This window comes from Acinetobacter sp. ANC_7634 (assembly GCF_056779875.1).
Map to the genome: position 1 here is coordinate 35,111 of NZ_JBWYIT010000003.1, position 12,301 is coordinate 47,411.

The 12,301-nt window shown below is 38.3% G+C and carries 12 protein-coding genes; 4 read left to right on the forward strand and 8 right to left on the reverse strand.

Annotated elements, in window-relative coordinates; translation table 11 throughout:
* The first annotated feature begins 5 nt into the window (after positions 1–5).
* The 3 genes from dnaQ to nudC all read left to right on the forward strand — a co-directional run bounded on the left by dnaQ (position 6) and on the right by nudC (position 3,939).
* Positions 6–1,421 (forward strand): DNA polymerase III subunit epsilon, encoded by a 1,416-nt coding sequence (dnaQ, locus tag AC1M9A_RS05190; RefSeq protein ID WP_481609785.1) that lies wholly within the window; start codon positions 6–8, stop codon positions 1,419–1,421.
* A gap of 119 nt (positions 1,422–1,540) precedes the next feature.
* A complete protein-coding gene (locus tag AC1M9A_RS05195; protein ID WP_481609786.1) occupies positions 1,541–3,181 on the forward strand; it encodes a chemotaxis protein in 1,641 nt (546 codons plus the stop codon).
* On the forward strand, positions 3,181–3,939 hold the full coding sequence (gene nudC / locus AC1M9A_RS05200; protein WP_481608714.1) for an NAD(+) diphosphatase: 759 nt from the start codon (positions 3,181–3,183) through the stop codon (positions 3,937–3,939). The genes AC1M9A_RS05195 and nudC overlap by 1 nt, the downstream gene beginning before the upstream one ends.
* 23 nt (positions 3,940–3,962) lie before the next feature.
* On the opposite strand, the gene AC1M9A_RS05205 is transcribed toward nudC, so the two are convergent.
* From AC1M9A_RS05205 to AC1M9A_RS05220, 4 genes are all read right to left on the reverse strand, one after another.
* Positions 3,963–4,844, reverse strand: a complete 882-nt coding sequence (locus AC1M9A_RS05205) for an alpha/beta hydrolase (RefSeq protein WP_092766808.1) — start codon at positions 4,842–4,844, stop codon at positions 3,963–3,965.
* On the reverse strand, positions 4,844–5,536 hold the full coding sequence (locus tag AC1M9A_RS05210) for a BON domain-containing protein (RefSeq protein WP_035266827.1): 693 nt from the start codon (positions 5,534–5,536) through the stop codon (positions 4,844–4,846). Before AC1M9A_RS05210 ends, AC1M9A_RS05205 begins: the two co-directional genes overlap by 1 nt.
* Before the next feature lie 64 nt (positions 5,537–5,600).
* Positions 5,601–6,017 (reverse strand): YraN family protein, encoded by a 417-nt coding sequence (locus AC1M9A_RS05215; protein ID WP_180027924.1) that lies wholly within the window; start codon positions 6,015–6,017, stop codon positions 5,601–5,603.
* Between the two features lie 14 nt (positions 6,018–6,031).
* A complete protein-coding gene (locus AC1M9A_RS05220; protein WP_481609787.1) occupies positions 6,032–6,961 on the reverse strand; it encodes a penicillin-binding protein activator in 930 nt (309 codons plus the stop codon).
* A gap of 11 nt (positions 6,962–6,972) precedes the next feature.
* On the opposite strand from AC1M9A_RS05220, the gene rsmI reads away from it, so the two are divergent.
* Positions 6,973–7,815, forward strand: coding sequence for a 16S rRNA (cytidine(1402)-2'-O)-methyltransferase (rsmI, locus tag AC1M9A_RS05225; RefSeq protein WP_481595865.1), 843 nt, complete (start codon positions 6,973–6,975; stop codon positions 7,813–7,815).
* 40 nt (positions 7,816–7,855) lie between these two features.
* Here rsmI and AC1M9A_RS05230 read toward each other — a convergent pair whose 3' ends face one another.
* The 4 genes from AC1M9A_RS05230 to pepP form a co-directional block, all read right to left on the reverse strand.
* On the reverse strand, positions 7,856–8,104 hold the full coding sequence (locus AC1M9A_RS05230; RefSeq protein ID WP_035269751.1) for a hypothetical protein: 249 nt from the start codon (positions 8,102–8,104) through the stop codon (positions 7,856–7,858).
* A gap of 170 nt (positions 8,105–8,274) precedes the next feature.
* Positions 8,275–9,513: an FAD-dependent monooxygenase gene (locus tag AC1M9A_RS05235; protein WP_481609788.1), complete on the reverse strand. Its 1,239-nt coding sequence runs from the start codon at positions 9,511–9,513 to the stop codon at positions 8,275–8,277.
* Positions 9,510–10,718, reverse strand: coding sequence for an FAD-dependent monooxygenase (locus AC1M9A_RS05240; protein WP_481609789.1), 1,209 nt, complete (start codon positions 10,716–10,718; stop codon positions 9,510–9,512). Before AC1M9A_RS05240 ends, AC1M9A_RS05235 begins: the two co-directional genes overlap by 4 nt.
* A gap of 196 nt (positions 10,719–10,914) precedes the next feature.
* The gene (gene pepP / locus AC1M9A_RS05245; protein ID WP_481609790.1) at positions 10,915–12,234 is read right to left on the reverse strand and encodes a Xaa-Pro aminopeptidase; all 1,320 of its coding nucleotides are present in this window, start codon (positions 12,232–12,234) and stop codon (positions 10,915–10,917) included.
* Positions 12,235–12,301: the final 67 nt, after the last annotated feature.

Genomic DNA, 12,301 nt, shown 5'->3' on the forward strand with positions numbered 1-12,301 from the left:
AAACTATGTCTGAAATAACACTTTATGTTGATGGCGCATGTCGTGGTAATCCTGGGCTAGGTGGCTGGGGTGCTTACATCATCACTAAGGATACAGAACATAAAATATGTGGTGGTGAACCTGACACGACCAATAATCGTATGGAGTTAACAGCCGCAATCGAAGGAATTAAATTTTGTCCTGTTGATGCAAAGCTGATCATTTGGACAGATTCAAACTATGTAAAGCGTGGCATTACTGAATGGATCAGTGGTTGGAAAAAGAAAAATTGGAAAGACGTTAAAAATCCTGATTTATGGCAAACTTTGGATCAAGTTTGTCAAGGTCGAGACATTGAATGGAACTGGATTAAAGGTCATGCAGGATATCCAGGCAATGAAATGGCAGATCAGTTAGCTAATCAAGGCGCTGACCAAACGGCTGAACAATTAAAAAATTCCCTGCAAGCGAATGATAAAAAAAAACAGTCTGAAGATTGGTTGCTCAATGATCCGTTTGGTTTAGATCTCAATGATCAAGATGAAGAAGTTGAAATTGAATTAGCAGAAAATGTTGATCAAGTTGAATACAGCACGGACGAAGTCACCTCTAATTCCTCAGATATTATTAAGACAGTTGATGCACAGGACTTAGATTCTGAATCTGTAGATCAAAGCCTTCCTCAGTTAGCTGAAAAATCGCATCCACATATTGTGGTCACGCCTGCTCGTTTAAATTTACAAGGACCACGCCAACTGATTTTAGATACGGAAACTACAGGTTTTTATTATCAAGATACAGACCGTATTATCGAGGTGGGTGCGATTGAAATGATCAATCGTAAACTGACAGGAAGTTCAATTCACATTTATATCAATCCCAAAAAACCAGTCGGTGAATCTGAAGCAATTCACGGTATTTCTGATGATTTTTTGAAAGATAAACCTATATTTGAAGAAATCGCTGCTGAACTTTACAAGTACTTAAAAGGTGCAGAAATTATCGCACACAACGCAACTTTCGATATGAACTTCTTAGATATGGAGTTCAAACGTGCTGGCTTTGGTACGCTTTCAGAAGTCTGCGCAGTCACCGATACACTTGCAATGGCAAAAGCGAAACATCCAGGTCAAAAGAACTCATTGGATGCATTAGTGAAGCGCTACGAAGTTCCACAGCGTGATCGTACCTTCCACGGTGCTTTACTGGATGCAGAAATTCTGTCAGATGTCTATTTAGCCATGACAGGTGGTCAAGTTTCATTTGATATCGATGCACTCTCAGCGCATGATCATCATTCTGAAACTGGACAAAATCAGTACCAAAAAATTGAGGTAGATTTACCAATCATTTATGCTTCTGATGAGGAATTAGCAGCACACCAAAAATGGATCGAAGATTACCAAGAAAAAAATGGCGAGCCGTGTTTATTTGCTAAATAATCTTCCATCTGCTTGATTCATTTTGTAAAGTACGATCAGTTCGGCTATATTCATTTAGAGCAAAAATTCCCCTTATCTGGGCTCTGAGCAAAATTAACGGCCAACATAGGTTTCGATCGATGTCTTATCAAAGTTCAATTTATTTTGACCCTACAGCATTACTTATTGTTAAAAAAGAAATTGATCAAATCATCGATCAGGTCGAAAATACAGTATCAGAGCTTATTGAGGATCAAACACTTCCTTTTGGGATAGATGACGCATTCATTCGACTTGAACAATCCAATCAAGTTTTTGCCATGATCGAGCTTCCTCATCTCGCAAAACTTGCACACTACTGTGCGCAAGTCATGTCAAAGATGATGCAAAATCCAACTGCAAAAAACCTGAAATACGCTGCTGCATTAAGTGATGGTACAACGATGCTAAAGCGATATATCGAATTTATTTGCTTACGTGAAGTCGATGTCCCCCAATTTCTCTTAGATACACTTAACCATCTTGAGCGAGTATTGAACATCCCTTGCACAGCTTTGGGTAATGGAATTCAGACCACTCAGAAACAATTAACTTTAACACCGCAAGCTTCATCGAATCAGATTAATTCATCTGATTATTGGAATACACTATATAAAGATTGTTTAATAAAATTAGTAACGCAAAATGAAACTGAAGACGATTTTGATCGTTTTAAACTCATTGTAGATCATATAGCACTGCTCTCTCTTGAAACACCGAGTCAACAATATTGGCTTCTAATGCAAATCGCATTTAATCAACTTGACCAACTCATTCTCAGTGATGCACGCCTAAAATGGTTGGCTAAAGTTGGCAGTCAGATCCGAGAGTTTTTAAATGCACCCCAGCATTTTCAGGTCGATGAAACTGACTTTGCTGATGCTTTAGCGATTTGTATTAGCCAAGAAAACTACGATTCACAAATGCTTCGTGAGTATTTTCAAATCTCGGACAACATTTTGACTGATGTTCAACTACAAATTTTTAGTCGCCATCTGTTTGGACCTGATCAAAGAACAATCGATACCGTTGCTCACTTGATTACAGAAGAATTGAATCAATTAAGGTTAGATATTGAAAGTCACTATCAAAGTTTTACTGACGATCAAATTTTAGATATTCGCTTAAAGCTCTATCGTATGGCAAATATCTTTTTAGTGATGAATCTTAATGAAGCTTATGCAGAAATGAAACTGCAAGCAGAGCATTTTCATCGAACCTATATTCAACAAAATGCCGATTTTGCTCAACGATTAATGAACAGCATGCTGTCGGCTATGAACTCTATCGGGATTTTGAAGCGAAATTTTGCACCAACTCGCATTCAACTTGATGTGAATAATATGAATATATCACTGGATCGGTTAGATGATGCGCATGAAACGCTGCAAAAAGAAGCTCGAATTCTCTTGCAAGAACTAGGTGATAAACTTTTTCAAAACAATGATGCTCAAGACACAAATGATTTATTAAACATCACAACCAATTTAAGACAATTAAGCGGTGCTGCTCTATTTCTTGATGCTCAAATATTAAGTAATGCGCTAAAAAATAGTGCTGAGGCGGTTGAACACTATTACGATATTCAGAAATCACTCACCCACCAACAACTTCAGCACATTCTAGATGTGCTTGCCAGTCTAGAACTTCATCTTGATGGCTTGAAGTATGATTATCCTATTCATAAATCAGTATCTGAGACTGCACTCATCAGCAGTCAAAAAATTAAAGCGGTTGCCTAATGTCTGAACTCTCTGTTGCTTATATTTTTAAACAACATCAACTTCTCGTCGATGAAAACTTCCAATTACCACGTGTTGAACGTTTAGAGAGTGATCTGATTTTCCAATCTGGTGATCAAGTAATTGCACGAGATCTACATATTGAAGAAGCAATTCCTAAAGGTTATCAACTTGTGCCAATCCGACAGTTGATCACTCAATGGTCTAAGCAACAATTTGAACAAGCGAGTCGAGCAGTTCAATTATTAGAATGGCGTCGTAATCATAAATTTTGCAGTCATTGCGGTACAGAAACAGATGTGCACCGTTCAGAATATGCCATGATCTGCCCAGCATGTAATTATCACCAATACCCTCGTGTTCAACCTTGTGTCATTACGGTAATTACACGAGGTGACAATGAAATTTTGCTCGCGAAAAATGCAAAAAATAAATCCAATATGTATGGTTTGATTGCAGGTTTTGTCGAAGTTGGTGAAACTTTAGAAGAGGCTGTGCAACGCGAAACCATGGAAGAAATTGGTCTAAACGTTAAAAATATTCAATATCTTGCCAGCCAACCTTGGCCATTCCCAAGTAATTTAATGATTGCTTTTCGAGCCGAGTATGATTCAGGTGAAATTGTGCTTCAAGAAGATGAAATTAGTGATGCCCAATTCTTTAAATTTGATGACTTACCAGAAATTCCATTTGCAGGAAGTATTGCGCATGCCATGATTCAACATGTCATTCACAATACTCCTTTCAAATCTGAATAAATCAAATCCGAATCGTTATAGATTTATTTGAAGGACTCTTCTAAAACTTTCAGGATGAGAGATCGAGTTTTGAAGAGTCGATCAAATAATGTGGCAGTTGTTGCCATGATTGATACATGTCCAGTACGAGGCACCCGAATGAGCTGGCTATGATTCTCTACAGCTAACAGTGCTTGATGCATCTCTTCAGAATTATGATCTTTTACCAACGTATCTTGATCTGCTAGAAAAATATAGTGCTGAATATTATTTTTCTCTACAAAATAGTATGGCATCACCGCTTTGAAATTTACTGCTTTATCGAATGCATGTTCAGATAAATGATCACCTAGATAGTTAAAGTGATAGGGTCCAGCCAAACCAATCAACGCTTTAATTCGATCTCGTCCTTCAAAGTCAATGAATGAAGGATGGTAAATCAGTGACATCACATTAAAAGCACCAGCAGAATGTCCGATAAGCGCTATTTGATCTGCACAAATACCATATTTATCAGCACTTTTGATTAAATATTGAATTGAATCTGCAAGGTCAGTTACGTAACGAGGAAAAATATGTTCTGGCGCCAGATGATAGTTTATTACGGCGAGGTTATATCCAGCACGTGTCAAACTTTCTCCAAGAAACTTGTAATCGTCCTTACTTCCTCTACTCCATGCACCACCATGCACGAATATAACTAAAGGTTTATTCGCTGGCGCTTGGCAAACATAAAGATCCAGTCGTTGCCGAGCTTTAAGACCATAAGCAATATTTCTTTTTACAGAATAGCCTTTATTTGAGGTCAATTGATTTAATGCCAAACCACCCAAATTATATGGGCGAAAAGCATTCAGTTTTTGATTCAACTGGGTAAGTTTTAACTGAACTGATTTCGGAAAAAATTGCGCAATCTTATTCGACATTATTGGTAACTAACACCAGCATCAGGATCAATTGCAACGGGTGTTTCAACATAAGGTTGAGTACTCACCGCTGAAGGGTTCATAAGTGATGATGATTGAACACCTGCGCCTACTTGAGCAGATTCCACGTTATCAATCAAAGTAACAATTTTCGTGACATTCCCTACTCGTTGTAAAACTTCAATGAGATCTTGCTCTTCAGCTGTATTTAAGCGTCCCATCACATATAACACGCCATCTTCAGTATGAACCAAGACTTTACTGTCTGAAACAACTGGCGCACGCATAATTAAGCCACGTGTATTCGCTGTCGCAGTCGCATCTTGCATGATGGTAGAGTAACCAATTTGAGGACCAACTGTGATGTAATTATGAATAGATTTCACATCACTCATCGCTCGAACGTTATCTTCTGCTAACTGTTTCAAATGCGCATCAGGCACTTGACCTGTTAACAAGACATTACTGTGAAAGCTATTCACATTGACTCGAGATTGTTTAAAACGAGCATCCAATTTGTATAAATTGATCTTTGCTGTACGTTCAATTGAAGAGTCAATAAATACCTGACCTAAAGAACGAGCTCCACTCACCACCCCAACTGGTTCTGCGCCAGTTCCACCTGAAATAAAACTTGCACAGCCTGAAAGACTAGCAACACACGCCATCGAAATTACAATACGCTTCAACACTCAATCCGTCTCCTCGTGAAACTTGAATTTTTTCTATTGTTGGAAATGGCTTAGCTCATTCGGTTCATAGATTAATCAAGTCTGCATTTATTGTAAATGCATTTTCAATCCACTCGAGATCATAATCCATATCAGAAATTTCATGCTGTAACGGTTTTGCAATTTTTTTATGAAAATCAAAACAAAACACATCAAAACGATAATAAAACTCTGTATAGCTTGGAAATTTTTGAAGAAATGACATTGCTGTTTTCGCAATTTTAATTTGCTTGCTCGATGATATTGATTCTAGGGCTGAAGCATAGGTTGTTTTTGATCTGGCTTTGACCTCAACAAATATAAGCTCAAGATCACGTTGAGCAATCAGATCTATCTCACCATAAAGAGAATGAAAATTTCGAGCCAGCACAATATAACCCTGTGAGATCAAGATTTTTTCAGTTTGGTCTTCAGCCCATATACCTAATTGTTGAGAACTCATCCATTTAAGTCCTCTTAAATATTTTTTAATCTAAACCATGTTTTCTCGAAGCACGCAGGTTTTCTTTCGATCCGATGCTCTTTAAAATTCAAATGCCCGGTCTGACCTTGAATTGATATTTGATCAGGATTCTTCGTTTTCAACATCAAATCCGCCAAACGCCAAACATCTTGACCGAAGGCATTAAGACGTTGAAATGCAGCAGTATTTTCTGTTGTTTGATTAGTTTTTTTTAAAAATTGAACCATGACTGGTACATCACAGAATTTAGTTCCCTTCGGAATATCCATATTATGATCAATAGCAAAAGCCTGAACATACAATCGTTTTGAAGGCTTATTCTTCAATGAGTTGATCCACGCCATACTGCCTAAAAGCAACACCCCTTCATTTGACTTTATATCAGGCAATTGTTGGACTAGAGAAAATTTACCATGAAAATTTTTAAACACGGCATTTACAAAGCTTAAGCTCTCAGACTCAGTACCAGACTCACGCAATATATAGAGATGTTGAACTCGATCCTTTTCAATCTGTTTAATTAAAACTTGAGCATCATCAGTTTTCGATAAACTAAACTGCCACACTTTTGCATGCTTAGAAGGAACTTCATTCAGTGCTAAAACAGGAATTTTAAGCGGTTCTTTCATTATTGCTTCGACATCCTGTCTGGCTAATGGACCAATAATAAGTTTGGTGTTTTGACTGACTTGCATCTTTAGGATCTCTTTTAATCGTTTTTGATCCGAATTGACATATTTGATTGGCATTTCACTTTTAGACTTTTGATAAGCCTCATCAATACCATTTTTAATACTATTACTTGCTCGCGCCATAGGGCCTGAATCAGGTAAAATAACCAATACTTCCGCTTGGGCTTGGAAAATCATTCCACATAAGCCAATACCAATGAATTCTTTTTTTATTCTTAATAGATCCAACATGGAGAAACCTTATGAGTGCTCAGTTATTTGTTGTAGCGACGCCAATTGGGCACTTAGATGACATGACTTATAGAGCAATTGATGTTTTAAAGTCTGTCTCTCTTATCGCGGCAGAAGACACACGTCAGTCCGCTCTTTTAATGAAACACTATAATATCTCAACTCCGCTTACAGCGTGCCATGATCACAATGAAAGTAACAAAATTGATATAATTATCGATAAGTTAAAAAATGGTGAAAATGTTGCACTCGTCAGTGATGCAGGTACACCATTGATTAGTGATCCTGGTTTTAAATTGGTTCGTGCAGCTCAGGAGCATGGTATTCGTGTCGTTCCTGTTCCAGGTGCATGTGCAGCTATTGCAGCATTAAGCGCTGTAGGTCTACCCAGTGATCACTTTAGTTTTGAAGGATTTCTATCTTCGAAACAATCACAACGTCTTATTCAATTAAATAAACTGAAAGACAACACGCATACCATGATCATCTATGAGGCACCACATCGAATCCTAGACTCTGTAACGGATATGGTCTCTGTGTTCGGGGCTGACCGTGAAGTCGGGTTTGCACGTGAAATTACCAAAACCTTCGAAACAATCAAAAAAATGACCCTTGGAGATTTACAATCATTTATTGCAAATGATCATCACCAGCAAAAAGGTGAAATTGTACTGGTCATTGCTGGAGCAGCCACTGAAAAAGACATGCATCAAGAAGAATTAGATAAATTACTCAATCGCTTATTGCAAGATTTATCTGTAAAAGCAGCATCTCAACTTGCAGCTGATCTCACCGGAATCAAAAAGAAAGTCGCATATCAACGCGCGCTAGAGCTCAGTGGTGCGAATGATTAAGCAAAATAAAAAAAGCACCATATTGATGGTGCTTTTTTTATTAATCTTTTATTGATTCATCAGGTGGAACTTCAGTAATACGACCACCACGTGCTAGAAAAGCAGCAACTTCATCTTCCAGTGCCTGACGTTGTTTGAGTTTAGCTGTCACTGTTAATGTTTCAGCTTCCGCGACATCGGCATCAGATACAGTAACGTCACTTACGGCCGCACCTTTTTCTGCTGCTTGTGATTCATTTTCGTCTACAACACTGTCTTCGTTGTCATCAAAATCATTTGCGTCTGTCATTTCAAACTCCCCATCAATGTTTTCACGCACCTGATTGGAACGTGCTTTGATTTTTAGAGAAATGTATCAAGCTCTTTATCGTTCGCATAGTATCTAAAGCACCTCATTTGTATATTTTTTAATCATATTGGTAAAAAAATATATACTGATGATTCTTTTTAGATCAGATTTCAATTCACTTGATATCTTGTATTACTGAGCTGACTCAAACCATTCGCTTGCGACGTAAACGCCGATTTTAACGCACTGATATTTTCAACTTGTTTCAAACCAAAGTTTCTCGCCCAAACAATAGGAAAAACAGGAGCAGATTCCATCCACCCAATCATAGACATACTATGCATCATGGCATCGTTTTGAAATTTACGGCGATGCTCATATTTCAATAAAGTTTGCTCATGAGCCCAAACGCCACGTGCGTAGTCCGAAAGTAGCGCATCGCATAGAATTGCTGCATCAAGGCAACCAATATTCACCCCCTGACCTGCAAGTGGATGAATAACATGGGCTGCATCACCAATTAGCGCTAAGCCATTTTTAATATATCGTTGAGCAGCTCGTGCTTTCAGTGGGAATTTTGCTCGAGGCGTTGCGGCTAATACTTTGCCCAACATATGATGACTCTCTCGTGTCAGTAATTGTACAAAATCTTCATCTGAGAGTGACGCAAATTCGTCTGCATAATCATCTGGTAAAGTCCATACAATGGATTGCCAATGACCATATTCTTGATCTTCTAAACTTGCCATTGGGAGAAAAGCCAGTGGCCCTGTTTCTAAGAAGATTTGTCTCGCAACATGTTGATGCGCTTGTTCCGTCTTGATCGCACAGCTAATACCAGCCTGATGATAATCCAAAACATCCAAATCAATCATGGCTTGTTCACGTACGAATGAGTTTGCACCATCCGCACCAATTAAAAGTTTCGTTTTCAATTGAGTTTGATCAGCGAGATGAAGAATCCAACAACCATTTCCTTGCTCAATACGTTTCACTTGAATCTGAGTACGGTAATCATCAATCTGGTCGATCATCATGCTCTGAATCGCAAGGTTCAAGATACTTGGTTCGACCATTGAACCTAATATTTGTGCTTGATCAGGTTTAGAATGCGCTGATGTTCCAAAATTGATTTCACCAAAGCCATTTTTGTTCCACACCTGCATTCCCGTGTAGGGTTGTTGACGAGCTAACTTACCCCATACATCAACATGCTTAAGCAAATGAATAGTGGCTTGACTCAATGCAAGTACACGAGGATTCAATGATTTTAAGGTCTTCTCGTGATCCAATATCGGTGCTGCATCAAGTACAGTCGCTTGAACTCCACCTTTAGCCAACAATAAAGCCGTTAATCCACCAACTAAACCACCACCCACAATCACGACATCTAAAATAGCATCATTCATGCTTTTAACCCCATTGCATAATTGGCAACGAGTGGCTTAATACCTGGAATATTTTCAAAGCACATTAGACCTGTATTTCGCACAAATTTTAGAATTGGATTTTGATTACTAAAGCCTCGCACCACAGAATCACAAAACTTAATCACACGTTGCTGATCTTTGAGTCGAGATTTTTCATACTCTTTCAGTACAGCAGCTTCACCTAAATCGGCATTTTTGATGACTTGTTGTTTTAAATATCGGGTCAATACATATGCATCACGCATACACAAATTAAAACCCTGACCTGCGACTGGATGAATGGTATGAGCAGCATTACCCATAAGTACAACACGTCCTACTGCTTGTTTTTCAGCCAATACTTGAGATAAAGGAAAACTAAATCTACGACCAGTTTTCTCAAATTTACCAGCTCGGTCGCCATAGGTTTTTTGAAGAGCATCTAAAAAATGCTGATCATTTTCATCTCCTAACCACTCTCCCTCAGTACCTTTAGGCACTGGCCAAACAACAGAGCGATGGTATTCACCAGGTAAAGGCAACAATGCTAAAGGACCAAGTGGGCTGAAACGTTCAAAACCGACATGGGAGTGAGGTTTGGATGTCTGCACTGTAGTGACAATCGCCACTTGATCATAATCATGCACTGATGCACCAACACCGAGTGCTTTTCGACAGAAAGAATCACGTCCATCTGCTGCTATGACTAATTTGGATTTAAACTGCAAATGTTCATTCGCTTTTAATGCTTCGAGATAAGCTAAATTCTCATCCTGTTTAAGCGACGTCACTTGAACACCATCAATTAACTCAATGAGTGGATTTTTTTTGACTTCGGATAACAATACTCGTCCAAGCCATGCATTCTCAATCACTTGGCCAAAGCTTTCTACTTTCTCTTGAGCCGCGATTAAACGTGCCTTACCGAAGCTTCCTTCTTCTGTGATATTTACTTCTAAAATAGGCGTTGCATATTGTTGCAGTGAATCCCAAATTCCCAATTCTTGATAAATTTGCACGCTTCGACGTGACAGCGCACTATTACGGGCATCAAAACTTGAATGATATGGTGCAAGGTTAGCATCATCATAGTTAGGATAGCTGATCGCCTCTAACAATTTCACTGCAATGTTAGTTTTAGCCAGCATAAGAGCAAGGCTTAATCCGACCATTCCACCACCGACAATGATGACTTCTTGTTGCATGTTTTGATCCTTATAAAAGCAAGCAATAGCTGCATACACATAAACTCTTAATCAAATTCATCTTACAATAAAGTTTTTACTTTTTATAATGAATTAGCGTTATTGAAGATGAAGCCATAATTCATTTTTCAGTATTGAATATGGCATTTAAAAAAAAGCCGATGTTTCCATCGACTTTTGAGATTTGTGAAAATGGTTAACTCGCCATCAAGGCTTCGATATCTTCAATGGTTTTCACTACTTTAGCAGTCAGGTTTCTCGGTCCATCTTGAGTGACAACAATATCATCTTCAATGCGAATACCAATCCCTCTCCATTTTGGATCGACAGTTTCATCATCAGGGGCAATATATAAACCTGGTTCAATGGTCACCACCATACCTTCTTGATATGTTCGCCATTCTCCATCGACTTTATATGCCCCTACGTCATGAACATCCATGCCTAACCAGTGACCAGTTCCATGCATATAAAATTGACGATAGGCTTCTGTCTCAATGATTTCATCGAGATCACCCTGCATGATTCCAAGATTAAGCAAGCCTTGCACTAAAATACGAACAGCAACGTAGTGTGGCTCTTTGTAAGAGTTACCAATTCTAACCGCATCTATTGCAGCGATTTGAGCATCAAGCACTATATTATAAAGCGCCTTTTGTTCAGGATTAAATTTACCATTTACTGGAAATGTCCGAGTGATATCTGACGCGTAAAATTCATATTCACAAGCTGCATCTATTAAAACTAAATCGCCGTCATTAAGTTGATTGTTATTTTCAACATAGTGCAATATACAAGCATTTTCACCACCACCCACAATACTGTTATACGATGGTACACAACCATTTTTACCAAAAATATAATTCAGCTCCGCTTCTAAAGCATATTCCATCATTCCTGGTCGTACAGATTTCATCGCTTGCGTATGTGCTTGAGCAGAAATATCAGATGCGATTTGCATTAACTCTATTTCTTTTGGCTCTTTGTGTAGACGCATCTCATCTAAAATTGTATCTAACTGAATCAATTGTGTCGGTGCAGCGGTACCACGTCGGCTTTCACCACTTGCTTCTGCAATCCATTTTGTAATTTTTGCATCAAAACTGGCTTGTTGACCAATTCTATAAAATAATCTTTCTTTTCCTTGAAGCTTTGCGATCATTTCTTCGTCTAGTAGATCAATCGCATAAGCTTCATCCGCATCATAATCATCGACTGCACCATCAATCCCTGCACGGTAACCTGTCCAGATTTCCATCTCTCGATTGCGTTCACGACAAAATAAACTGTAGGTATAACCTTCTTCTTCAGTATCAAATGTTTCAATTACAGCAACTGCTTCAGGCTCTGCAAATCCCGTTAGATAAAAAAAGCTACTATCAGCGCGATATTTATAATCAGCATCACGATTTCTAAACATTTCTTCACGTGTTGCAATAATTGCAATGCTTCTTAGGCCTATTTCAGCGGCTAATTGATCACGTCGTTTTTGAAAATCTGATTGAGTAAGTTTCATATCTTTTCTGCAGCTTATGCTATTTAATTTAAGAAAATACAGTACTACTTATATGTTAAGTAGTACT

Coding starts and splice junctions, on each gene's coding strand:
- pepP (WP_481609790.1), bottom strand. CDS start 12,234: ATGAAACTTACTCAATCAGATTTTCAAAAACGACGTGATCAATTAGCC.
- AC1M9A_RS05240 (WP_481609789.1), bottom strand. CDS start 10,718: ATGCAACAAGAAGTCATCATTGTCGGTGGTGGAATGGTCGGATTAAGC.
- dnaQ (WP_481609785.1), top strand. CDS start 6: ATGTCTGAAATAACACTTTATGTTGATGGCGCATGTCGTGGTAATCCT.
- AC1M9A_RS05205 (WP_092766808.1), bottom strand. CDS start 4,844: ATGTCGAATAAGATTGCGCAATTTTTTCCGAAATCAGTTCAGTTAAAA.
- rsmI (WP_481595865.1), top strand. CDS start 6,973: ATGAGTGCTCAGTTATTTGTTGTAGCGACGCCAATTGGGCACTTAGAT.
- AC1M9A_RS05230 (WP_035269751.1), bottom strand. CDS start 8,104: ATGACAGACGCAAATGATTTTGATGACAACGAAGACAGTGTTGTAGAC.
- AC1M9A_RS05195 (WP_481609786.1), top strand. CDS start 1,541: ATGTCTTATCAAAGTTCAATTTATTTTGACCCTACAGCATTACTTATT.
- AC1M9A_RS05220 (WP_481609787.1), bottom strand. CDS start 6,961: ATGTTGGATCTATTAAGAATAAAAAAAGAATTCATTGGTATTGGCTTA.
- nudC (WP_481608714.1), top strand. CDS start 3,181: ATGTCTGAACTCTCTGTTGCTTATATTTTTAAACAACATCAACTTCTC.
- AC1M9A_RS05215 (WP_180027924.1), bottom strand. CDS start 6,017: ATGAGTTCTCAACAATTAGGTATATGGGCTGAAGACCAAACTGAAAAA.
- AC1M9A_RS05235 (WP_481609788.1), bottom strand. CDS start 9,513: ATGAATGATGCTATTTTAGATGTCGTGATTGTGGGTGGTGGTTTAGTT.